This is a genomic window from Candidatus Magnetaquiglobus chichijimensis (assembly GCF_045865675.1).
In the GTDB taxonomy this organism is placed as follows: domain Bacteria; phylum Pseudomonadota; class Magnetococcia; order Magnetococcales; family Magnetaquicoccaceae; genus Magnetaquiglobus; species Magnetaquiglobus chichijimensis.
Window position 1 is genome coordinate 555493 of record NZ_BAAFGK010000005.1, and the last position, 21347, is coordinate 576839.

The window sequence follows — 21347 nt, forward strand, 5'->3', positions numbered from 1 at the left end:
GAACAAAGATTCGGGAAGATTCGGAACCGTCATAATGCTAAGGTCCGTGCGCCGGTTGCCGAAACCAACCAACTGGCGCGCCTGTAATTTGCATGATGGGGGGAGCCCCCTCACCCCCCGTACCGTGGACCTCCCTGACGGGAGTGCCACGGTAAAGAATCAATCCTCGAGGATATCCCCGCGCAGGGCCATCTTGTGGGCCACGGGCAGCACCCCCTCCTCGCCGTCGTCCGGGTTGTAGAAGGCGCGCACCGAGCCGACGCGGCCATAGCGTTCGAACAGACTGTTCCACCCCTTGACGTACATCGGGCAGTCGTCGTTGAAGCAGACGAACATGAAGTCGCTCACGAAGCCCATGCCGTCGCCACAGAAATTATGGCCGGCAGCGGCCCATTTCTTCATCGCCACCCCGCAGTGGGGACAGTCGCAGGCGGTCAGGCCGATTTTTCTTTCCGCGGTCATCCGATTCTCTCCTCGATCCAGGCGGTGGCGAATGCCAAGGCCTCGTTGAGCGCTTCGGGGCGGGTTCCGCCCCCCATCGCCATGTCCGGACGGCCTCCCCCCTTGCCACCCACCTTGGGCGCCACCGCCCCCATCCAGTCGCCGGCCTTGATCCGCCCGGTCAGATCCTTGGTCACCCCGGCCAGCAGGCTCACCTTGCCCTCTTCGGGCAGGCCCAGAAAGAGCGCGCCGGATCCGAGCTTGTCGCGCAGCCGGTCGGCCATCTCCCGCAACCCCTTGGCATCCACATCGTTCACCCGCGCCACCAGATAGCGGACGCCGTTCTTCTCGCGGGCCTGGCCGAACAGCTCGTCCACGGTCGAGCCGGCCAGGGCGGCCTTGGATTTCTCCAGCTCCCGTTCCAGCTCCGCGCGCCGGGCCAGGAGTTTCTCGACCCCGGTCAACGCCTCGCCGGGTGGGAGTTTCAACAAGCTGGCGATCTTGCGCAGCAGCTGGGCATCGGACTGGAAGCTCGTCCGCGCCGCCGCGCCGCACACCGCCTCGATGCGCCGCACCCCGGCAGCCACCGCAGCCTCGGAGACGATGCGCATCAGGCCGATATCTCCGGTGCGGGTCACATGGGTGCCGCCGCACAGCTCCATCGAGGGGCCGAGCCGCACCACCCGCACCCGATCGCCGTACTTTTCGCCGAACAGGGCGGTGGCTCCCTGGGCGACCGCTTCCTCCGGACTCATCACCTCGGTGACGCCGGCCTCGTTGGCCAGGATCCAGCCGTTCACCAGCCCCTCGACCCGTTCGATCTCGTCGCTGGTCAGGGCCTGGAAATGGGCGAAGTCGAAGCGCAGCCGTTCCGGTCCCACCAGCGAACCGGCCTGCTTGACGTGCTCCCCGAGCACCTGCCGCAGGGCCAGATGCAACAGATGGGTGGCCGAGTGGTGCCAGCGGGTCGCCTGACGGCGCGCGCCATCGACGGCCAGATGGACCGCATCGCCGACATGCAGAGAGCCGCTCTCCACCCGCGCGGCATGGACGATCAGTTCGGGAATCGGACGGCGACAGTCGGTGACCGAAGCGCGCGACTCGCCGACCGTGATCACCCCGGTATCCCCCGTCTGTCCGCCCGACTCGCCGTAGAACGGGGTGACGTCGCAGATCACGCTCCCCTCTTCGCCGGTTGCCAGGGTCAACACCCGTTCTTTGCCGCGCACCAGGGCGCGTATCCGTCCCGAGGCGCTCTCCTGGTCGTGGCCGACGAAATCCACCGGGCCGCCGTCGGCCAGGATCTCGTGGTAGACCGCCGCCACCCCTTCATCTCCGGAGCCGGCCCAGGCGGCCCGCGCCATGGCCTTCTGACGCGCCATGCGCGCCTCGAACCCCTCCATGTCCAGTTCGATGCCGCGATCGCGCAGGATGTCGGCGGTGAGATCCACCGGGAAGCCGTAGGTGTCGTAGAGGGTGAAGACCACCTCGCCGTCGAGCCGGTCGCCGGCTGAGAGGTTGATCATGGCCCCATCCAGGAGTTTCATCCCCGAACCGAGGGTCAACACGAAGCGCCGCTCCTCGTTCTCGATCACCGCCTCGATGGCCGCGCGGCGCGCCTTCAGCTCCGGGAAGATCGTGCCCATCCGCTCCACCAGGACCGGGACGAGGCGATGGAGGAACGGCTCCTCCATGCCCAGCAGGCGACCATGCCGCATCGCCCGGCGCATGATGCGGCGCAGGACGTACCCGCGTCCCTCGTTGGAAGGCAACACCCCGTCGGCGATCAGGAATCCCGCCGCGCGAACGTGGTCCGCGATCACCTGCAACGAGACGGTCTCCTTCGACCAGGCCGACGCCCCCCCGGAGGCGGGTGGGGCCACCGGGTGGCCGGTGAGGGTGGCCGCGGCCCGCATCAGGGGTTGGAACAGATCCGAATCGTAGTTGTTGGTCCGGCCCTGCATCACCACGGCCAGACGCTCCAGCCCGGCCCCGGTGTCGATGCAGGGGCGGGGCAGGGGGGTCATGGTGCCGTCCGCGGCCCGGTCGAACTGCATGAAGACCAGATTCCAGATCTCCACGAAGCGATCCCCATCCTGATCCGGCGAACCGGGCGGTCCGCCCGGAATGTGGTCGCCGTGGTCGTAGAAGATCTCCGAGCAGGGGCCGCAGGGACCGGTCGGGCCCATGGACCAGAAATTGTCGCTGGTGGCGATGCGGATGATCCGCTCCGCGGGCAGGCCGAGTTTTTCGTGCCAGATGGCATACGCCTCGTTGTCTTCGGCGTAGACCGTCACCAGCAGCCGCTCGAGGGGCAGACCCAGCTCGCCGGTGACGAACTCCCAGGCCAGGGGGATCGCCTCCGCCTTGAAATAATCGCCGAAGGAGAAGTTGCCGAGCATCTCGAAGAAGGTGTGGTGACGGGCGGTGCGACCGACGTTTTCCAGGTCGTTGTGCTTGCCGCCGGCGCGCACGCATTTCTGGGAGCTGACCGCCCGCGTGTAGGCGCGCCGTTCCTGGCCCAGAAAGGTGGCCTTGAACTGGTTCATGCCGGCGTTGGTGAACAACAGGGTCGGGTCGTTGTCGGGCAGCAGGCTGGAGGAGGCCACCACCGTGTGTCCCTTGCGTTGAAAGAACGCCAAGAAGCGCTCGCGAATTTCGTCTGCCGTCATGGTTTCCTCGATCCATCCCATGCCAACTGGCGGCATGATCCTTGATGAAATGATCAGCGCGCCCTTTTTTGTCGAGGGGCGCGCGCCATACCTATGTTTGATCGTCTTCGTTCAGGGCTGCCGCGATCACCTCCGGCTCGAAGCCGCGCCGCAGCAGAAAGGCGTATCGTTTTTGCCGGTCGCGCCAGTCTGATGCGGTTTGCGCGCCGAATTTCTTCTCCATGACCCGACGGGCCTCGACCACCGGATCCCGGTCCGGCTCCTCCGGATCGCGCAGCGCCGCCGCGATCCATTCGGCCTCCACCCCCAGGCCGTGCAGTTCGGCGCGGATGCGCAACGGGCCCCAACCCCGTTCGCGGCGCACCCGTGCGCGGGAAGCGGCGAAGGCCCGATCATCCAGATACCCCAAATCGCGGCAGCGCGCCAGGGTCGTTTCGATGGCATCCGGCGCGACCCCCTCTCTTTCCAGGCGGCGCCTGAGTTCAATCGTGCCGTAAGAGCGTCCGGTCAGCAGCCTCAGGGCCAGTCCATACCCGTCGCCGCGCCTGGACCTTGTTCGATCGTCATCCGGAGAGGGCGCGTCATCGCACCCGTCCCGAACCGGTTCCTCACCGCTCAACGCCGCATTCCGCGCAGGCCGTAGACATAGGCCAACACCTCGGCCACGGCCTTGAAGAGATCATGGGGGATCACCCGGTCCAGATCCACATCCTTGAAGAGCGAACGGGCCAACGGCGGGTTCTCCACGATCGGCACCCGATGGCCCCTGGCCATTTCGCGGATCCGCTCGGCAACGTGTCCGCGCCCCTTGGCGATCACCTTGGGCGCGGCCATCTTGCCCTGCTGGTAAAGCAGGGCCACCGCCACATGGGTCGGGTTGGTGATCACCACATCCGCCTTGGGCACTTCGGCCATCATGCGACGCTGGGCCATTTCGCGCTGGATCTGCCGGATGCGGCTCTTGACCAGCGGATCGCCTTCCATCTGCTTGAGTTCGTCCTTGACCTCCTGTTTGGTCATGCGCAGGGATTTCATGTGTTCGTAGCGTTGATACATGAAATCGAACAGCGCGAAGGCCAGGAAGGCGAGCGACACCTTCCACAGCACCGACAAGGACTCCTTGCCCAGGGCAAAGGTGATCTGTTCGATGGAGGTGGCGGACCAGCCGAGGATCTCCTCCATGCTCCCCTTGATGGAATAATAGACCACCAGGGAGATCACCCCCATCTTGAGGATGGATTTGAACAGATCCACCAGGGAGCGTTTGGAGAAGAGTCGCTTGAGGCCGCTCCAGGGGTTGATCTTGGAGAATTTCGGCATCAACGGTTCCCAACTGAAGAGAAAACCGTGTTGGATCAGCGAGCCGAAGATGGCCATGAACACCAGAACGAGCATGAAGGGGGCCAGATCGATCAGCATGCCGATCAGTACGCCATCGAGCAGCACCGAGAGTCCGTGGTGGGTGAGATCGTCGCTGATGGCGCCGCTCAGGAAGAAGCGCATCTTCTCCTGGAAGGCGTTCCAGAGGGTTTCGCCGTGGAAAAAGAAAACGCCGGTGGCGCCCAGGAGCAGCAAGGCGGTGCCGACCTCGCGCGAGCTGGCCACCTGGCCCTTGTCGCGGGCATCGCCGAGTCGTTTGCCCGTGGGGTCTTCGGTTTTTGATTCGTTGTCGGCGTCTTCGGCCATGCACGACCCTTCCCGAACGGAGGCTTGACGAGGATTGGCCGGGGATTCGGGGATTCGGGCATCGGGATCGATCCGTGGGATTCATCCGTCGCGCGCCCGCGGACAAACCGCGACCAACGGATTATTGTAACCCGGATTGATTGGTCTGGGAAGGGTGGGCGATCAAGGGGGGTGGGGTGGGGCGATGGGGGCAACCACGGGTTCAGGACCGGCTGGCGCGGCCTTGAACCCGTGGGATCACGCGGGGGTCTGGATCAGAAATCCTTGCTCAGGCCGAGAACAACCTGGTCGCGGGCCAGTCCGGGATCGACCGCCTGCCACACCTTGGCGCGGTGATCGGAGGTGCTCCAGGCCAGGGAGGCGTTGATGCCGAGCAGCTCCTTGGAGAGGGAGACGGTGTAATCGTTGTAGAACTTGATCGATCCGCCCTCCGGGCTGTCGAAATAATCGCCCCAGGAGCGTCCGAAGTGTCCGGCGATCTTGAAATCAGATGGCAGCGGATAGGAGGCGGAGAGGTCCAGGTAGGAGGCGGAGTTGCTCAGCAGGGAGCCGCCGAAGCTCGGCGAGTAGCTGTACTTGCCGTTGAGCGACAGCTTGACGGGGAGGGTGTATCCCAGGCCGAGATAGTATTCGTCGTAGTAGAGTTTCAGGCTTTTGTTCGCGCCCGGATAGGCGTAGTGGACGAATCCCAGGTCCACGTTGACCCCCTGGATTGCGCGCGCCCAGCCGATGGCCGGGTCGAGTTCCATGTAGGGGCTGTCCGTGCCGGGAGGCATGATGAACCGGACATTGCTTCCGAACAGGGAGGCATAGATGCCGCTCGGCTCGTGGGTGATCTTGCCGGTGGCTTGCACGACCGGATTGTGTTTGTTGTTGGAGACCCCGCGGGAAACATAGTCGGTCAAGGCCGTCACGTTGGCGTTCAGGACCAGGCCCGACCCGAGCTTGATGCCGGTGGAGGAGGGTTCCGCCTCGGCGGCGGGGGCGCCGTTGCCGGGGGCGGTGATTCGCTCCTCGGCCACGGCGGATCCAGCGCCAACCATCAGACAGGCACCCAGGACGGGCAGCCATGTGTTGTTCATGGGATATCTCCTTGGAATGACGGTAAAGAGTGATGATCCAAATTCGTTGCGGCGCAGTGGCCGGGCATGGTCTGGTGTTGGAAAATGCATAATTCGGGCCAGTTCTGTTTTTTTCCGATCCATGGGCCAGGATGGCCCATGCCAGATCGGCATGAACGGAAACAACCGTCATTTTTTCGGTGGCGCGTTGCGGCGGCGCGGCGGGCCGTGGCAAAAAAAGGTTTTCTTCAGGCAGGGGGAGAGGCTAGGATGTACCGCGAGACAACGAACGGGCCAGGCATCAGCCACCCGAGCCACCAGGTTTGCGCGGGAGGCGCATCGCGACGACATGAATTCCCTGCCCATTTCGGACGATCTGTTCGCCCGCCGGCAACGGCTCGACGAGGCGCTGCGCGGTCTGGAACGGGTTCTGGTGGCCTTCTCCGGCGGGGTGGACAGCGCCTATCTGGTCGCGGCGGTGCATGCGGCGGGGATCCCCTATGTGGCGGTCACGGCCAACTCGATCACCATGCCGGCCCGTGACCTGGAGGATGCGCTGGCCCTGGTGAGCCGGTTCGGCTGGCGCCACCGCCTGATCGAAAGCGGCGAGATGGACGACCCGGCGTTCACCCGCAACGCGCCGGACCGCTGCTTTCATTGCAAGAACGATCTGTTCGGTCGCCTGACCGAACTGGCCGTGCGGGAAGGGTTTGCCCATGTCCTGGACGGCAGCACCCTGGACGATCTGAACGACTACCGACCCGGCATGCGGGCCAAACAACGCCACGCCGTGGTCAGTCCGCTCATGGAGGCCGGTCTCTCCAAGGGGGACGTGCGGGCGTTGTCCCGCGCGGCGGGATTGCCCACCTGGGACAAGCCGGCCTCGCCGTGCCTCTCCTCGCGCATCCCCTACGGCGAGCCGATCCTTCCGGAGTCCCTGCGCATGGTGGAGACCGCCGAGCATGGCCTGCGCACCCTGGGATTCACCACCCTGCGGGTGCGCAAACAGGGACAGACCGCGCGCATCGAACTGCCGGTGGACCAGATCCCGCGCCTGCTCGATGAGGCGTCGCGCCAGGAGGTGATCCGTCTGGTGCGCGGTTGCGGCTTCGGGTTCGTCACCCTGGATCTGGAGGGGTTCTCGAGCGGCAAGCTCAACCGGGTGATCCCCCTCGTTCAGCGCGTGGAGGCGTCGTCGTCGCCCCCGGACTCCGCCGCCCCGCCGCCTGCCGCCTCGTCGTTCGGCTCCTGAGCCGCGTCGGTCAGCACCTTGCACAGATACGCCTCGACCGGCATGCCCAAGGCATCGGCCTGGCGCATCAACCGTTCCACCACCGCGTCATCGACGTGACGCACCCGCAGATGTCCCATGGTTCTCTCTCCTGAAATTCAAGCCGGTCCGGTGCGTGAATGGTTTCCGCATGGGCAAGGTTAAGCATGGAGACGCGCACCCTGTCAACCTCGGCATGTGAAGTTTTTTTTGCCTGGCCCTCTTGACGCTTTCCGACGAATGCTTACATATCACTCGGAATCCCGAAGGAACCGAAACCGTATCTCGCCAAGGATCGGGACTCCCCCGCGCTGTTCAGCCCGGCCTCGTGCGCCTTTGTCGATGGATGCTCGCGGCTATTGTAAATTTATCGTAAGGTACAACCGTCATAACGTCTTTGTGGAGAAATCAGCATGCTGAAATCGAAATTGCGTCCGCTGCATGATCGCGTCGTCGTCAAGCGCACCGAAGAGGAGAAAAAAACCGCCGGTGGCATCATCATCCCGGATACCGCCAAGGAAAAGCCGATCCAGGGTGAAGTCCTGGCCGTGGGCAAGGGTGCGATCCAGGAGAGCGGCAAGCATCGTCCCATGGATGTGAAGGTGGGCGATATCGTTCTGTTCGCCAAGTATGCCGGTACCGAGGTGAAGCTCGATGGCGAAGAGCTTCTCATCATGCGCGAAACCGACATCATGGGCGTCATCGGTTGATCCTCGGGATCCCGGAATTTCGACGACCCAACGAGTTTCATCAACGACACACCTATTTTGGAAAGGTAACGAGAGATGGCGGCTAAAGATGTGAAATTCGGTGAAAACGCCCGTGCCAGAATTCTGGCCGGCGTCAATGTGCTGGCCAACGCGGTCAAGGTGACCCTCGGACCCAAAGGCCGCAACGTGGTGCTGGACAAGTCCTGGGGCGCCCCGCGCGTCACCAAGGACGGCGTGAGCGTGGCCAAGGAGATCGAACTCGAGGACAAGTTCGAGAACATGGGCGCGCAGATGCTCAAGGAGGTCGCCTCCAAGACCTCCGACGAGGCGGGTGACGGCACCACCACCGCCACCGTCCTGGCCCAGAGCCTGATCCGCGAGGGGATGAAGGCCGTGGCCGCGGGCATGAACCCCATGGATCTCAAGCGCGGCATCGATGCGGCGGTCGAGGCCGTGGTCGTGGCGCTCAAGAATGCCTCCAAGGAGATCACCAGCTCCGAGGAAGTGGCCCAGGTCGGCACCATCTCCTCGAACAACGATGTCGAAGTCGGCAAGATGATCGCCGAGGCCATGGACAAGGTTGGCAAACAGGGCGTGATCACCGTCGAGGAGAACAAGATGCTCGAAACCACCCTGGAGGTGGTCGAGGGGATGCAGTTCGATCGCGGCTACCTGTCGCCCTACTTCGTCACCAACGCCGAGAAGATGCAGGTGGAGATGGAAGATCCCCTCATCCTCCTGGTCGAAAAGAAGGTCAGCAATCTCCAACAGATCCTCCCGGTGCTCGAGGGTGTGGTCCAATCCTCCCGTCCGCTTTTGATCGTCGCCGAGGATGTCGAGGGCGAGGCCCTGGCCACCCTGGTGGTCAACAAGCTGCGCGGCGGCCTGAAAGTGTGCGCGGTCAAGGCTCCCGGCTTCGGCGATCGTCGCAAGGCGATGCTGGAGGATATCGCCATCCTCACCGGTGGCACCGTGGCCTCCGAGGATGTGGGCGTGAAGCTCGAGAACGTCTCCGTGGACATGCTGGGCAGCGCCAAGTCGATCATCATCACCAAGGATGACACCACCATCGTCGATGGCGTCGGCTCCCAGCAGGATATCAAGGCCCGTGTCAGCCAGATCAAGGCCCAGATGGAAGACACCACCTCCGACTACGACCGCGAGAAGCTGCAAGAGCGTCTGGCCAAGCTGGCCGGTGGCGTGGCGGTGTTGAAGGTGGGTGGCGCTACCGAGGTCGAGGTGAAGGAGCGCAAGGATCGGGTCGAGGATGCGCTGCATGCCACCCGCGCCGCCGTGGAAGAGGGGATCGTGCCGGGTGGTGGCGTGGCCCTGCTGCGCGCCCGCGCCGCCCTGGAGAACCTCCAGGTGGCCAACGCCGATCAGAAGGTGGGTGTGGCCATCGTGCGTCGCGCCCTGGAAGAGCCGGTGCGCATCATCGCCGAGAACGCCGGTGCCGAGGGTTCGGTGGTGGTCAGCAAGATCCTGGAGAACAATCGTCCGTCGTTCGGTTTCGACGCCTCCAAGGATGAGTACACCGATCTGGTGGCCCGCGGCGTGATCGATCCGACCAAGGTGAGCCGGCATGCCCTGCAAGCCGCGGCCTCCGTGGCCGGTCTGATGATCACCACCGAGGCGATGGTCGCCGAGCTGCCCAAGAAGGATGCCGCGCCGGCCATGCCGGGTGGCGGTGGCATGGGCGGTATGGGTGACATGGGGATGTAAGGGGTTCATGACGGGTGCGGGGTGTTCTCCCCGTACCCTGCGGATCTCCGGGGAACGTCCGTCCGGGCGTTCCCCGCCAAAAAATAAAGCACCCCCGGTTGCATCCTGGCCGGGGGTGCTTTATTTTATCCGTTCCCATTTCCAACCCCACGCACCGCCACGCGCGACGCGCGGGGTATCCAGCACCCTTGACCGGAGAAATCCTCAAGATGGCCATCTTCAATCTGCTCGTCGTCGGATTCGTTGTCTGGGTCTTTGCCAAGGCCATCGGGGCCGGCATGAAGCACGACTCCACGGACCGCTATTTCCAGACCGTCAAGATCAAGACCGGCAAGAAGTTTCACAACTTCTTCGGGGTTCCGAACGCCAACTTCAAGTGACCCGCGTGTCCACTCCCCACGCCATGGACACGGCCCGCATGATCTACGCCGACAGCGAATCGTCGGCGGATCTCTATTACGCCACCCGGTTCTTCGCTCCGGATCCGTTTCTCTATCTGCGCGATCCTTCGGGTCGTGATCACGTCGTGGTCACCGCCCTGGAGGTGGATCGCGCCCGCCGCACCGCGCGGGTCGATCAGGTCCACGAGTGGAGCCGGATCAAATCCCGCTGGCAGGAGCGGCATCCCGACCAGAGCGCCACCACCGAGGCGCTGACCCTGTTCCTGCTGGCCGAACTCGGCATCCAACGGCTCGCCACCCCCGACGATTTCCCTTTGCTGATGGCCGACCGGCTGCGCGAGGCCGGGATCGAACTGATCCCGGAGAGCGGCCCCTTCTGGCCGGAACGGGCCATCAAAAGCGCCGAGGAGATCGCCCACATCGAGGCGGCCCTCGAGGTGACCGCGATGGGGATGCAGGCCGGCATCGAGATGATCGCCGGGGCGGCCATCGGCGCGGACGGGATCCTCTGGTCCGGCGGCGCGCCGCTGACCAGCGAGCGGGTGCGTGGCGAGATCCATGCCCGGCTGGTGCGCGAGGGGGCCTCGCCGCGTCACACCATCGTCGCTGGCGGTCCCCAGGGGGCCGATCCCCACGAGGAGGGACACGGGGTGTTGCGCGCCTCGCAATCGATCATCCTCGACATCTTTCCGCGCATGGAGAAGAGCGGCTACTGGGGCGACATGACCCGCACGGTCTGCAAGGGGCGGGCTCCGGAGCGGCTGCGTGCCCTGTGGGACGCGGTGAAGGCGGCCCAGGAGCTGGCTTTCGAGCGGATTGGCGATCAGGTCTCGGGTCTGGCCGTACATCAGGCGGTGACCGATTCGATGACCCGTGCCGGCTTCGTCACCGGCATCGACGAGGCCGGACGCCAGATCGGTTTCTTTCATGGCACCGGCCACGGTCTGGGGTTGGAGATCCACGAAGCCCCGCGCATCGGCGGCAAGGATCAAACCCTGCTCACCGGTCATGTGGTCACCGTGGAGCCGGGGCTCTATTATCCGGATCTGGGTGGGGCGCGGCTGGAGGATGTGGTGGTGGTCGAGGCCCACGGCTGCCGCAATCTGACGCGGTTTCCAAAATTCCTCGAGGTTTGATTTGTCCTCGACCCTCGTTCTGGTCCACGGCTGGGGCTTCGGTGCCGGGGTCTGGCGTCCGGTGCGGCGCGGACTCCAGGCCTGCTCCTCCCACGCCCTGGATCTCGGCTTTTATCATCCGGCCCGGACCGCGTTCCCGACTGAAGATGGTTTCATCGCCATCGGCCATTCGCTGGGTTTTCTCTGGCTGACCCGACACCTGCTCCTCGAACCGGATCTGGCCGCCCGCTGTGGTGGTCTGATCGCGATCAATGGTTTTTGTCGCTTCGCGCGCTCCCTGGATTTTCCGGCGGGTGTGGCTCCGCGTATCCTGGAACGGATGGTCTCTCGTCTGGGGATCGATCCCCGGGCCGTATTGAGCGATTTCCAACGACAGGGGGGGCTGGATACCCCGCTGAACCTGCCGGCCACCCTGAATGCCCACGCCCTGGCCCAGGGGCTCTCCTGGTTGGCCGAGTGGGACAGTCGCGCGCTGCTTCCGGCGTGGAACAAGCCGCTTCTGGTGATCTCCAGCCGGGATGATCGGGTGGTGACGCCGGAGATGGTGCTGCAACAGTTTCAGCCCGGCGCGTTCACGACCCTGGAGTGGTGCGAGGCGGGTGGACATCTGCTCCCCTTGACCCGACCCGAGTGGATCGCCGCGCGCATCGATGCCTTCGCGCGTCTCCATGGGGCGTCATGAGCGGCGCCGGTCCGGTGACCCGAGCCTTCGACGCGGCGGCCTCCCGGTATGAGGCGCATGCCGGTCCCCAGGCCCACGCGGCGGCGCGGCTGGCGGCGCGACTGTCGGAACTCCCTTTGCCCGAGGCGCCGCGGATTCTGGAGATCGGCTGCGGGACCGGATTTCTGACCCGACACCTGGCGAGTCTTGACCCCAGGGCCACGATTCTGGCCACCGACCGTTCGCTGGCGATGTTGCGCGTGGCCCGCGCCAATCTGGCCGGTCATGGGGGGATATCCTTTGCGGCCATGGATGGGGAGCGGCTCGCGGCAGGTGGTGGATTCGATCTGATCACCGCCAATCTCGCCTGGCAGTGGTTTTTCGATCCCTTTGAGGCGGTGGAGCGCTGTCGGGCCTTGCTCAATCCGGGGGGATGGCTCGCTTTTTCCACCCTCGGGGAGGCGAATTTCGCCGAGTGGCGCGCTCTTTGCGCTGTCCGCGGCCTGCCCCACGGTTTGCGCGACTATCCGAGCCTGGCCGCGTGGCGCAGCCGTTTTCCCGCGCCATGCCTCATCACCGAGGAGCGGCATCCCACCACCTATCCCTCCGCTCTGGCGTTCCTGCGCGCCTTGCGCGCCATCGGCGCCCAGGCCCCGGTCAGCGGCCACCGACCGGCCCCGGCTGGCGCCCTGCGTCGGGTGCTGCGCGGGCAAGAGGCCGGTTTCCGGTCAAGTTATCATTTTCTGCATGTTTTGATTCAATCGTATTGATAAATATAGGGTCACGATTCAGGATCCCTGCATTTGGCGGGGTCCAGGGGCCAATGGCTCGCTTCTCCTCCGGGGCGGTATGACTCCGGGCCATGTTCGTGGCATCGTTTCGCCAAAGGCGCGAAACGATGCCGCAGCCAAGGCGGCGCGCAGCGTTTTTTCGCGAAAAACGCGAAAAAACGCTTTTTTTGAAGAGCGCGCTAAAAAGCCACAGTCAAAAGCCAAACCTCGGAGACTCCGTCTCCGAACCTCTGCCGGGGACCTTCGGTCCCCCGTCCCCTGCAATAGTAGGGTCCTGAATCGTTACCATGGATCTCCTTTCGGGAGATCCATGGTACGGGGGTGGGGGGATTCTCCCAGGCAAGTTATCCGGATTTCAAGTTGCCGTGGCGTGATACAGCTCCCCGTGGACCGCAGGCGAGTTGGCGGCGGACAAGGTGAGAAAAATCCCGGTGACGCTCTCCGGAGTCGGGAGTGTGGCGGGGTTTTCGCCGGGAAAGACCTTGGTGCGCAGCGCGGTGGCCATGGGACCGGGATCCACCGCCACCATGCGCACCGGGCTGTTGGGGGTTTCGGCGGCCCAGCAACGGGTCATCTGCCAGAGGGCCGCCTTGGAGGCGGCATACGAACCGCGAAACGGGGTGGCCTCCGTGGCCTCGCGACAGATCACCTGGATCACCACGCCGGCGTCGCTCTTCTTGAGCAGGGGCATCATCTCGCGGGTCAGGAAGAACGGCGCGGTGGCGTTCACCCGCAGCACAGTCTCCCAATCCGCCGGGCAGTGCAGCTCCATGGGGGTGCGCGGTCCGATCTGGGCCGCCGCGTTGATCAGCACATCCAGCCGACCGAACCGTTCGAACAGCGCCTTGGCCACTTCGGGCACGCGATGCAGATCGCTTTCCAGGTTCAGGGGGACGATCCCGGCCTCGCCGCCCGCAGCGCGGATGAGATCGTCGGTTTGTTTCAGCGGTTTCTGGCGGCTGCCGAGCAGGAAAACCCGCGCGCCGGCGCCCGCGCAGGCGATCGAGACGGCCCGGCCCAGGCCGGATCCGGCCCCGGTGATCAGGATGATGCGATTGTCCAGCGACATCTCAAGACTCCCTTCCAACAGCGCGGGATCCCCACAAACTGGTGGGGTCCAGGGGCCAATGGCCCCTGGTGGGATCCAAGGGCAAAGCCCTTGGGACTTTTCTTTTGCCTTGCGCGCGCTTTTACGATAAGCGCTTTTTCGCGTTGTTTGCGAAAAATCGCGCACGCGCGCGGTCTCATGTGCCCCCTCCTTATGCCCGCCAGGGCATAAGGAGGGGGCGAATCGCTCACGGAAGACGAGTCGCCTCCGTCGGCCTGATTCCGGGCCATGTTCGCGGCAACGTTTCGCCAAAGGCGCGAAACGTTGCCGCGGCGAAGGCAGCGCGCAGCGTTTTTTCGCAAAAAGCGCGAAAAAACGCTTTTTTTGAAGAGCGCGCCAAAAGCTTAAAGTCAACAGCAACAGCGAAAAGATTAAAGATAAAAAGCAAAACCTTGGGAGAGGAATCTCCCAAACTCTCTCTTTTTTTTTAACGGTAAAAACAACACATTCCAAACTGGGCGCGGTTTGAAAGCAACCCATGCCATGCCACGCCGGGCGCGCCTCACAACGCCTTGCGAATGCGCCGCAACTCGTTGAGTTTGCCCACCTCGAAAGCCGACAACAAACGGGCGTTCTCCGGGGTGGGATCGTGGTAGTAGGCACGCAGCAATCGCAACCGCTCCACCTCCGCCGGAGTGAGCGGCGGTTCCCAGGGATGGATCACCAGCCAGTCGGCGGCGATGCGCACCAGCTTTTCCTGAATCGGGAACTCCCGGTAGGAGAGAATCTTTCTCCCGCCCGAACCCCAGATCCCCTGTCCGACGAACCGCTCTCCCCCGCCATCCGACGAAACCCCGCCACCACGCCAGCCGACCCAGTTCAACGGACGACCCGCGTCCCGATACCCCTCCCAGCGCACCACCCGATCCCCGACCACGCGACCCGGCGAGTCCAGCACAACCATTTTCTCTTGCAACCAGGCCACCAAAATTACATGATGAACGGCGTTGGTGGGCGAGGGGGCCAGTGTCACCAAGCGAAGATGTTTTTCTGAAAAGCCGCTTTCGTCGAGCAACAACATCTTGGCGATGGCGTAATCCTCGCAGTCCCCGCCGTCGCGGTAGGAATCGACCGGGGCCAGCCAGATGTTCTCCGGATCGTCCTGATAACGGATGCGGCGGTTCACCCGATCCTGAACCGCCTGCAAGCGGTCCGGCATGGGCAGGGCGCGCACCTCGGCCAGATCCTCGTCCCACGAAGCGGGCTTGGCCTGGGCGTGGCGGTTGAACACCCGCGCCCATTTCTCGCTGCGTCCGCTGTCGTCTGCGCGCGAGGCGCTCTCCTGGAACAACCGCATCAGCGATGAGCCCCTCTCCGGATCGCCCGCCTCGGATGTGGGAAGCGGCAGACCCGCGACGATGAGAAGTGCATAAACGACCGAACGCCACCCCATGGCATTCTCCACCCGAACCCGAGGTTTTCGCGATGAGCGCCGATTCCCAACCCGTCACCTTCCACCCGGAACCCCAACGCCCGAAACTGGGCGTGGGGCTCGGTTATACCGTCTCGTTGGAGTTCGAGGCGATCTCCCTGCCCCCCTTCAAGGATATCCTGATCCTGGCCAAGAAGTGCCCGGTGGGGATGATCGGCATCAGCAAGTGTCTGGGACTGATCGCCCCGGACGGCTTCGAACTCCACGAGGTGGAAGACCCGGTGGTCGAGGCGATCCTGATCAACAAGCAGATCACCAGACGCCTGCCCTTGTCAACCGTGCTCGATATTCTGCGTGCCCGGGTCTTTCCCTACGTCTCCCGTGGCGAACTCATGAGCATCGATTTTCATGTTCGCCTGCGTCACTACCGCATCGAGGGAACCTTGCTGCCCGATGACGACCATTGAGCCCTTGATCCGTTCCCATTCGTGCGTGGTCGAACCTTTCGCCGGGGTCGAGGCCGTGGAGGAGCTGTTGTTGCGGCAAGGTTTTCTGGTGGTGATGGATGGCGCGTCGTTCCTGGGGCTGATCGTGGTCGAGGACATTCTGGAGTGGCGTCACACCCTGGTGATCGACTGTGTGCGTCCCAAGCCGACCATTGGACCCGGCGAGTCGCTGCGACGCGCTTTCGGACTGATGAAGCGTTACCGTCTGCCGGTGCTGCCGGTGGTGGAACGCGAACGTTTCATCGGCGTGGTGACCCAGACAGCCCTTCTGGAACATCTGGCCGATCGCGGGGACTCCTTCGAACGACGCATCGCCGCCCATGCGCGTGAACTCTGGTCTCTGAACCAGTCCCTGACCGCCGAGATCGCGTTGCGCAAACGCGCCGAAAGCCGCGCCCGCGAGGCCAATCGCGCCAAAAGCCGCTTTCTGGCCGATGTCAGCCACGAGATCCGCACCCCGTTGCATGTGGTGGTCGGGCTTTGTCAGCGTCTCGGGGAGCAGGCGACCGGGATCGACCGCGATACGCTGGTGGGTCAGTTGCGTCGCATCCAGGAGGCGGGCGAGCATCTGTTCGGCCTGGTGGAACGGATGCTCGATCTGGCCCGCATCGAGGCGGGTCTGGTGACGGTCCGGCCCGAGCCGCTGGAACCGGCCCGTTTCCTGGAAGATCTGACCATCTGGTTCGTGCCGGAGGCTCGTGTTCGGGGCAATCGTCTGGAGCTGAGGGTGGATGGGGGGATCGGCACGGTGCTGGCCGATCCGTTGCGTCTGCGTCAGGTGCTGTTCAACCTTCTGGCCAATGCCAACCGTCACACCGATCGGGGGGAGATCACCCTTGCGCTTGAGCTGGTGACGGCGGATGCCGGGCGCCGGGTGTTGCGTTTCCAGGTGGAGGATACCGGTTGCGGCATTCCAGCCGAGCGGATGGAGACCCTGTTCGAACCGTTCGTGCTGGGTGCCGGAGGTCGGTGCGACGCGACGGGGGGCAACGGGTTGGGATTGGCCCTGAGCCGCGCCCTGGTCGAGGCGATGGGCGGCGCGATCGAGGTGACCAGCCATCCGGGGGAGGGGAGTTGTTTCTCCTTTGTCCTCGACTGTCCGATCGCGTCCGGATCCGACCGGGCGACGGATCCGTCCTCCGAGGCGTTCGTCGTGGCGCCGATGACCCTGTTGTTGATCGAGGATGATCGCCTGAGCCGCGCCTACATGCGTGAGCTGCTTGTCGCCGAGGGGCATCGGGTGGTCGAGTCCGGGGATTCCGGCCAGGATCCGTTATCCGCGCTCGGTGCAGAATCGATCGATCTGGTGCTGACCGATCTGCGTCTGGACGATCGGGATGGGGTGGAGATCATCCGCGCCATGCGCGCCCTGCCGGATGCGCGGCTGGCGCGGGTGCCGATCGTGGTGTTGACCGCCGATACGCGTCCGGAGCGGCATCAGGCGGCGCTGGAGGCGGGCGCCTGGGAGGTGCTCACCAAGCCGCTCCTTCCCGATGGTCTGCGTGCCGCCCTGGCGCGGATCCAGAAAAAGATGCCGGATCAGGCGGGCGGCGGGGATCCACCGTTGTGTCCGACGGTCTTGTTGGATGCTGCCCTGCTCGATGCCGGAGCGCGAACCCTGGGTCGGGAGCGGTTTCTGGCGATCTGTGTCCAGTATGGCGACACCGAGGCGCGGGGACGCATCGAGTTGGCGGAGGCGCTGGCCCGCTCCGATTGGCCTGCCATGCGTCGGGTGTTGCATCGGATCAGCGGCAGTGCCGCCCATCTGGGCATGAAGGCGCTGGTGGCGCATGCCGGAGCGTGGATCGAGATGCTTGGGGAGTGGATGCCCGAGGATCAAAGCGGGCGGCTCGCGGCCTTCGATGCCCTGTCGAAACGGTCGCTGGAGGCGCTGGAACGCTGGATGGTCGCGAATGCGGGAGCGGGGTGATTGACGGAGCGGGCGAGTTCTGAATCATCCTGGATCCGGCAGTTGCCGGTGATGGCATGAGCGGACATCCTGGTAACGATTCAGGCTTCCCACGATTGCATGGGATGTTTGCGTCCCAAAGGCTTTGCCCTTGGATTCCATCAGGGGGCAGGGGCCCACCCCGCCAAATTGCAGGGGGGTTCTGAACGGGGACACGAATTTTTTTTGGGGGGATCCGCAGAGTTTTTTTGGGGGGAGTGTCCCGTCATGCGAAGAGACAAAAGCGTGGCTGGGCCGCCAGGATTCGAACCTGGGGATACCGGAATCAAAATCCGGGGCCTTACCGCTTGGCGACGGCCCATTATGGAAAGCCATCCTACACCATCCGACCGCGCGGGAAAAGGGAGGACGTGCGTTGGAGCGAACGGGAGGGGAATTTTTTACCGTGGAACTCCCGAAGGGAGGTCCACGGTACGGGGGGTGAGGGGGTTCTCCCCCCATCCTGTCAAGTTACCGTGGAACTCCCGAAGGGAGGTCCACGGTACGGGGGGTGAGGGGGTTCTCCCCCCATCAGGCACGTTGGCCTGGCAGGTTCAGGGGGAAGGGAGGTGAAGCCGCGCGCAGGGGCCATTTTTCCGGTTGTCGGGGTGGAGCGGTTTCCTGCAACCGGAAGGCGTCAGCGCTTCTCCGTCGGGGAGGCGGGGGGATTGCTCAAGTGCGGGGTGACGTTCAATTTCACCGCGCCCGGTGTCTCCAGGCTCAACACCACCAGCTCGAAGAGACGTTGGGCGCGCGCGCCGCTTCCATCCTCCAGATGGATGCGCAGGGGATGGCGACGTCCCCAGGCCGCCCCGTCGCCGGGCACGAACGGCGCCTCCCCGCGCAGGGTCAACGTCGGACGCGGCTCGCTGCTCCAGGGTCCGTCGCAGCCAGCGCCCACCATCCCGTCGGGATCAAACCGGAGTTTGTCCTTCAGCGCCCCGCCAGCCGCCAGGGCGCGGCTCTCCACGCACCAGCGATAGGGAGGGATGCCCTGGTGCGCAAAAAAGGTCACACTGCCGTAAACGCTCTCCTCGAATCCTGCCGGCAGCCGATCCACCACCACGGACAACCCTTCGAACCCCTCCCGCTCCTGACAGCCGGCCACGGCACGCAGGGCATCCAGGCTCATGAACTCCAGGAGATCATCCAGATCATCGGTGATGTCGTCCGGCGTGCCGCCATTGTCAAAGGGGGGATTGGGGATGGGCGTCGCCACCTCGATGGCCCCGGGTCGCTTGTCCGGCTGGCCATCCACCTGGTTGACCCGGCCATTGCGACCGTGACTCCAGAGCGTGAAGGCGATGTTGGCCTGTTTGTCCACCGCCAGGCGGGTGGTGGTGGCCGCGCAGATGGCGTTGGGCGCGGTCAGAGCGGCATCATGGGCGTATTGGATCGGATTGAGGAAGCCATCGAGCGGACGGGGCAGCCGTGTGGCGATCTCGCCGGCCTCCGGGAGCCGGGCCTGGGCCGCCACGAAACCAAGCAGGGCGTTGCGATCCGCCCGCAGCGCGGCCACACTCTTCTCGCGACCCACGCTCTCCAGATTGGGCCACAAAAGGGTCAGGGTGGAGAGACTCACCCCGATCACCATCAAAAAGAGCGCCAGGCTGATCAGGCTGAAACCAGCGGATTTGTCGGACTGCATCGCGCGCCTGCTCTCCCCCGTTGGGATACGACCGGGCAACTCACCCCTCTCACGGCTGCACGAACAGGCTCAATCGCCTGCTGGTCCGGTGGGGCTGCCGATTGCCATCTTGCAGATGGACCACGAAATCATACGGTCCGCCTTGATCCGTCGCCACGAAGGGGGCCAGGCCGTGCATGGTCAGGGTGTCGCCGACGACCCGGCGCTCCCCGCAACCATCGAAGGCGTCGGCTGGGGTCAGATCCCCATCGGCCTTGAAGGCGAGCTTGCCGGCGCGCTCCTGGTCCGGAAAGGCCACGCACCACCCATACGGCGGCTTGCCACCCTCCGGGGTCAGGGTCACCGTGCCGTAAGGGGCGCCGACGCGCGCCACCGGCAGGGCGCTCACCAGGATCTTCAACCCCTGGCTGCCGCAGCCGGCGGCGGCCTGGAGTTCCGCCAGGGTGGCCCAACCGACCAGATCGTCCGCCATGTTCTCCGCATACGGCGGCACCGGGTAGGGGGTTTGGCCATCGATGGCCCCGGTCGGTTTCTCCGGGCCGGTGCGTCCGTCGTAGCCCCGGCTCCACACCACGAAGGCGACGTTGATCACCTCGAAGTTCACGCTCCCGTCGGCTTTGAGCACCTGGACCGACAACGGGGTGTCATCGCGCCGACAGAGTTGGTTCATCTCGAGCAGGGCGGCGTCCAGGGCGTATTGCAACGGGTTCAACTGGGCATCCTGCACTGCGCCCACCACCCCGGCGTGACGGAGCTCGCGTGGCAGGCTCTTGTGGGCTCCGGCAAAGCCGATCAGGGTCTCGACCGCCTGCCTGACGATGGTCTCGTTCTTGTTTTTCAGGGCCTGGCGCATCGAGGGTTCGTAGATGCCCACCCCGCCGGCGATGATCAGCCCGATGATGATCATGACGATGGAGAGTTCGATCAGGCTGAATCCCGCCTGGTGGAGGCTCCTGGACCGTTCGGCGGTGTGGGTGGCGCTCTTCATCGCGTTCACCCTGCCATGCTGTAGAGCGGCATGAACATGCCAACGAGCAGCAGCACGAACAGTCCGCCACCCAACACCAGGGCGATCGGTTCGATGCTTTTTCCCAGGGTTTTCACCACGTCATCCAGGCGGCGGCCATACTCTTCGGCGGCGAAATCAAGCTGCACCGACAACGCGCCGCTCACCTCGCCGATGCCGATCAGGCGCACCACGAAAGCGGGGAAGATCCTGGCCTCGGCAAACGAGGCGCGCAGTCCCAGACCGTTGAGCAGCCCGGCCCGCACCTCGCGCATCTTCATCCGGTAGATTTCGTTCGACAGCGAGGCGCTTAAAATATCGATGCTCTTGATCACATCCACGCCGGCTTTCAACAGCAGGCTGAAATAGGCGGTGATGAAGGCCAGATTCGAGGCATGGATGATCGTTTCGATGATCGGCAGTTTCAGCATCAGCGCGTGTATCTGGCGCCGGAAGGGCGGCAGCTGGCGCATGGCGCCGCGAAAGGCGAGGATCAGGCCAAACAGGGTGAGAAAAAGCGTGCCGATATGATCGCGCAGGAAATTCGCGGTGGCGATGATGCCTTGGGTCAGGGCGGGCAGCTCCTTGCCGGTAGCCTTGAGCAGCGGCAGCACCATCGGCACCACCGCATAGAGCCAGAAGGCCATGGCCAGAAAGATCACGGTGAACATGATGGCCGGATAGAGCAGGGCCCCCCTGGTTTCGCGCACGATTTTGTCCACCTTGATCATGTGACGGGCGGCATCCTGGATCGTGCGGTCCAGGGAGCCGGTCTCCTCGCCGATGCGCATCAGAAACAACGTGGTTTCGGGAAAGTGGCGATCCCATTTTCTGGCGGCTTCCGAAAGGCTGGAGCCGGCGTGGATGCGGCTCACCAGATCGCATCCCACCATGGCGATGGTGGGGTTGTCGTGGTCGGCCAGGGCATCCTGGATCGCCGCCACCACCGGGATGCCACCTTTGAGCATGATGGAGGCGTTGTTCAACGCCTCGGCCATGGTGGACACCTTGACCCGGGTTTCGAAGAACCGTTCGAACACCCCCCAGGTGGCTCCCAGCCATGGATGGAGTGGATTGGCAAAGATCACCGTCCCCCCCTGGCGTTCCAGGTAGGCGATGGCGGAGAGGGGGTTGTCGAAGGGCAGATGGATCACCCCGCCCCGAACCTGGCCCTCGCGGGCCACGAGTTTGTAATGGAAGTAGGCCAT

20 protein-coding genes and 1 tRNA gene are annotated in these 21347 nt (G+C 64.4%); 9 read left to right on the forward strand and 12 right to left on the reverse strand.

From position 1 onward, the window contains the following. Positions 1-159 precede the first annotated feature (159 nt). From ACOY6C_RS16160 to ACOY6C_RS16180, 5 genes are all read right to left on the reverse strand, one after another. On the reverse strand, positions 160-462 hold the full coding sequence (locus ACOY6C_RS16160) for a hypothetical protein (protein WP_420906550.1): 303 nt from the start codon (positions 460-462) through the stop codon (positions 160-162). Beyond that, complete coding sequence (alaS, locus tag ACOY6C_RS16165; RefSeq protein ID WP_420906551.1) at positions 459-3113, reverse strand: alanine--tRNA ligase; 2655 nt, start codon at positions 3111-3113, stop codon at positions 459-461. Before alaS ends, ACOY6C_RS16160 begins: the two co-directional genes overlap by 4 nt. Positions 3114-3204: 91 nt before the next feature. Then, entirely contained in the window at positions 3205-3732 is a 528-nt protein-coding gene (locus ACOY6C_RS16170; RefSeq protein WP_420906552.1) for a regulatory protein RecX, read from the reverse strand. Next, positions 3729-4799: a flagellar biosynthesis protein FlhB gene (flhB, locus tag ACOY6C_RS16175; RefSeq protein ID WP_420906553.1), complete on the reverse strand. Its 1071-nt coding sequence runs from the start codon at positions 4797-4799 to the stop codon at positions 3729-3731. The genes ACOY6C_RS16170 and flhB overlap by 4 nt, the downstream gene beginning before the upstream one ends. A 254-nt stretch (positions 4800-5053) precedes the next feature. After that, positions 5054-5881, reverse strand: a complete 828-nt coding sequence (locus tag ACOY6C_RS16180) for a TorF family putative porin (RefSeq protein WP_420906554.1) — start codon at positions 5879-5881, stop codon at positions 5054-5056. Between the two features lie 328 nt (positions 5882-6209). Here ACOY6C_RS16180 and larE point away from each other — a divergent pair, with 328 nt between their 5' ends. After that, entirely contained in the window at positions 6210-7112 is a 903-nt protein-coding gene (larE, locus tag ACOY6C_RS16185) for an ATP-dependent sacrificial sulfur transferase LarE (protein WP_420906555.1), read from the forward strand. On the opposite strand, the gene ACOY6C_RS16190 is transcribed toward larE, so the two are convergent. Beyond that, positions 7037-7231: a hypothetical protein gene (locus tag ACOY6C_RS16190; protein WP_420906556.1), complete on the reverse strand. Its 195-nt coding sequence runs from the start codon at positions 7229-7231 to the stop codon at positions 7037-7039. The genes larE and ACOY6C_RS16190 overlap by 76 nt on opposite strands. Before the next feature lie 312 nt (positions 7232-7543). On the opposite strand from ACOY6C_RS16190, the gene groES reads away from it, so the two are divergent. From groES to ACOY6C_RS16220, 6 genes are all read left to right on the forward strand, one after another. After that, positions 7544-7840, forward strand: coding sequence for a co-chaperone GroES (gene groES / locus ACOY6C_RS16195; RefSeq protein ID WP_420906557.1), 297 nt, complete (start codon positions 7544-7546; stop codon positions 7838-7840). A 75-nt stretch (positions 7841-7915) separates the two neighbouring features. After that, the gene (gene groL / locus ACOY6C_RS16200) at positions 7916-9562 is read left to right on the forward strand and encodes a chaperonin GroEL (protein WP_420906558.1); all 1647 of its coding nucleotides are present in this window, start codon (positions 7916-7918) and stop codon (positions 9560-9562) included. A 209-nt stretch (positions 9563-9771) separates the two neighbouring features. Beyond that, entirely contained in the window at positions 9772-9942 is a 171-nt protein-coding gene (locus ACOY6C_RS16205; RefSeq protein ID WP_420906559.1) for a hypothetical protein, read from the forward strand. Between the two features lie 5 nt (positions 9943-9947). Then, the gene (locus tag ACOY6C_RS16210; protein ID WP_420906560.1) at positions 9948-11099 is read left to right on the forward strand and encodes a M24 family metallopeptidase; all 1152 of its coding nucleotides are present in this window, start codon (positions 9948-9950) and stop codon (positions 11097-11099) included. A gap of 1 nt (position 11100) precedes the next feature. Beyond that, positions 11101-11781, forward strand: a complete 681-nt coding sequence (locus ACOY6C_RS16215; protein ID WP_420906561.1) for an alpha/beta fold hydrolase — start codon at positions 11101-11103, stop codon at positions 11779-11781. Further along, the gene (locus tag ACOY6C_RS16220) at positions 11778-12530 is read left to right on the forward strand and encodes a methyltransferase (RefSeq protein WP_420906562.1); all 753 of its coding nucleotides are present in this window, start codon (positions 11778-11780) and stop codon (positions 12528-12530) included. Before ACOY6C_RS16215 ends, ACOY6C_RS16220 begins: the two co-directional genes overlap by 4 nt. Positions 12531-12906: 376 nt before the next feature. Here the strand turns inward: ACOY6C_RS16220 and ACOY6C_RS16225 are convergent, their stop codons facing one another. Further along, positions 12907-13620 carry an SDR family NAD(P)-dependent oxidoreductase gene (locus tag ACOY6C_RS16225; RefSeq protein WP_420906563.1) on the reverse strand — a complete coding sequence of 238 codons (714 nt, stop codon included), beginning with the start codon at positions 13618-13620 and terminating at the stop codon, positions 12907-12909. A 541-nt stretch (positions 13621-14161) separates the two neighbouring features. Further along, complete coding sequence (locus ACOY6C_RS16230; protein ID WP_420906564.1) at positions 14162-15052, reverse strand: transglutaminase-like cysteine peptidase; 891 nt, start codon at positions 15050-15052, stop codon at positions 14162-14164. A gap of 32 nt (positions 15053-15084) precedes the next feature. On the opposite strand from ACOY6C_RS16230, the gene ACOY6C_RS16235 reads away from it, so the two are divergent. Together ACOY6C_RS16235 and ACOY6C_RS16240 are read left to right on the forward strand one after the other, a co-directional pair. Beyond that, on the forward strand, positions 15085-15498 hold the full coding sequence (locus ACOY6C_RS16235) for a hypothetical protein (protein ID WP_420906565.1): 414 nt from the start codon (positions 15085-15087) through the stop codon (positions 15496-15498). Beyond that, positions 15485-17467, forward strand: coding sequence for an ATP-binding protein (locus tag ACOY6C_RS16240; RefSeq protein ID WP_420906566.1), 1983 nt, complete (start codon positions 15485-15487; stop codon positions 17465-17467). Before ACOY6C_RS16235 ends, ACOY6C_RS16240 begins: the two co-directional genes overlap by 14 nt. Positions 17468-17732: 265 nt before the next feature. Here the strand turns inward: ACOY6C_RS16240 and ACOY6C_RS16245 are convergent. The 4 genes from ACOY6C_RS16245 to ACOY6C_RS16260 all read right to left on the reverse strand — a co-directional run bounded on the left by ACOY6C_RS16245 (position 17733) and on the right by ACOY6C_RS16260 (position 21347). After that, a tRNA-Gln gene (locus tag ACOY6C_RS16245) sits at positions 17733-17807 on the reverse strand. A 315-nt stretch (positions 17808-18122) separates the two neighbouring features. Beyond that, positions 18123-19133, reverse strand: coding sequence for a hypothetical protein (locus ACOY6C_RS16250; RefSeq protein WP_420906567.1), 1011 nt, complete (start codon positions 19131-19133; stop codon positions 18123-18125). A 49-nt stretch (positions 19134-19182) separates the two neighbouring features. Next, on the reverse strand, positions 19183-20121 hold the full coding sequence (locus ACOY6C_RS16255; RefSeq protein WP_420906568.1) for a prepilin-type N-terminal cleavage/methylation domain-containing protein: 939 nt from the start codon (positions 20119-20121) through the stop codon (positions 19183-19185). A gap of 5 nt (positions 20122-20126) precedes the next feature. Then, positions 20127-21347, reverse strand: coding sequence for a type II secretion system F family protein (locus ACOY6C_RS16260; protein WP_420906569.1), 1221 nt, complete (start codon positions 21345-21347; stop codon positions 20127-20129).

What these genes read in the sequence shown, in the direction of transcription:
- ACOY6C_RS16160 (WP_420906550.1), bottom strand. Translation starts at nt 462, where the DNA reads ATGACCGCGGAAAGAAAAATCGGCCTGACCGCCTGCGACTGTCCCCAC.
- alaS (WP_420906551.1), bottom strand. Translation starts at nt 3,113, where the DNA reads ATGACGGCAGACGAAATTCGCGAGCGCTTCTTGGCGTTCTTTCAACGC.
- flhB (WP_420906553.1), bottom strand. Translation starts at nt 4,799, where the DNA reads ATGGCCGAAGACGCCGACAACGAATCAAAAACCGAAGACCCCACGGGC.
- ACOY6C_RS16180 (WP_420906554.1), bottom strand. Translation starts at nt 5,881, where the DNA reads ATGAACAACACATGGCTGCCCGTCCTGGGTGCCTGTCTGATGGTTGGC.
- larE (WP_420906555.1), top strand. Translation starts at nt 6,210, where the DNA reads ATGAATTCCCTGCCCATTTCGGACGATCTGTTCGCCCGCCGGCAACGG.
- ACOY6C_RS16190 (WP_420906556.1), bottom strand. Translation starts at nt 7,231, where the DNA reads ATGGGACATCTGCGGGTGCGTCACGTCGATGACGCGGTGGTGGAACGG.
- groES (WP_420906557.1), top strand. Translation starts at nt 7,544, where the DNA reads ATGCTGAAATCGAAATTGCGTCCGCTGCATGATCGCGTCGTCGTCAAG.
- groL (WP_420906558.1), top strand. Translation starts at nt 7,916, where the DNA reads ATGGCGGCTAAAGATGTGAAATTCGGTGAAAACGCCCGTGCCAGAATT.
- ACOY6C_RS16205 (WP_420906559.1), top strand. Translation starts at nt 9,772, where the DNA reads ATGGCCATCTTCAATCTGCTCGTCGTCGGATTCGTTGTCTGGGTCTTT.
- ACOY6C_RS16220 (WP_420906562.1), top strand. Translation starts at nt 11,778, where the DNA reads ATGAGCGGCGCCGGTCCGGTGACCCGAGCCTTCGACGCGGCGGCCTCC.
- ACOY6C_RS16225 (WP_420906563.1), bottom strand. Translation starts at nt 13,620, where the DNA reads ATGTCGCTGGACAATCGCATCATCCTGATCACCGGGGCCGGATCCGGC.
- ACOY6C_RS16230 (WP_420906564.1), bottom strand. Translation starts at nt 15,052, where the DNA reads ATGGGGTGGCGTTCGGTCGTTTATGCACTTCTCATCGTCGCGGGTCTG.
- ACOY6C_RS16235 (WP_420906565.1), top strand. Translation starts at nt 15,085, where the DNA reads ATGAGCGCCGATTCCCAACCCGTCACCTTCCACCCGGAACCCCAACGC.
- ACOY6C_RS16240 (WP_420906566.1), top strand. Translation starts at nt 15,485, where the DNA reads ATGACGACCATTGAGCCCTTGATCCGTTCCCATTCGTGCGTGGTCGAA.
- ACOY6C_RS16250 (WP_420906567.1), bottom strand. Translation starts at nt 19,133, where the DNA reads ATGCAGTCCGACAAATCCGCTGGTTTCAGCCTGATCAGCCTGGCGCTC.
- ACOY6C_RS16255 (WP_420906568.1), bottom strand. Translation starts at nt 20,121, where the DNA reads ATGAAGAGCGCCACCCACACCGCCGAACGGTCCAGGAGCCTCCACCAG.
- ACOY6C_RS16260 (WP_420906569.1), bottom strand. Translation starts at nt 21,347, where the DNA reads ATGGCCTACTTCCATTACAAACTCGTGGCCCGCGAGGGCCAGGTTCGG.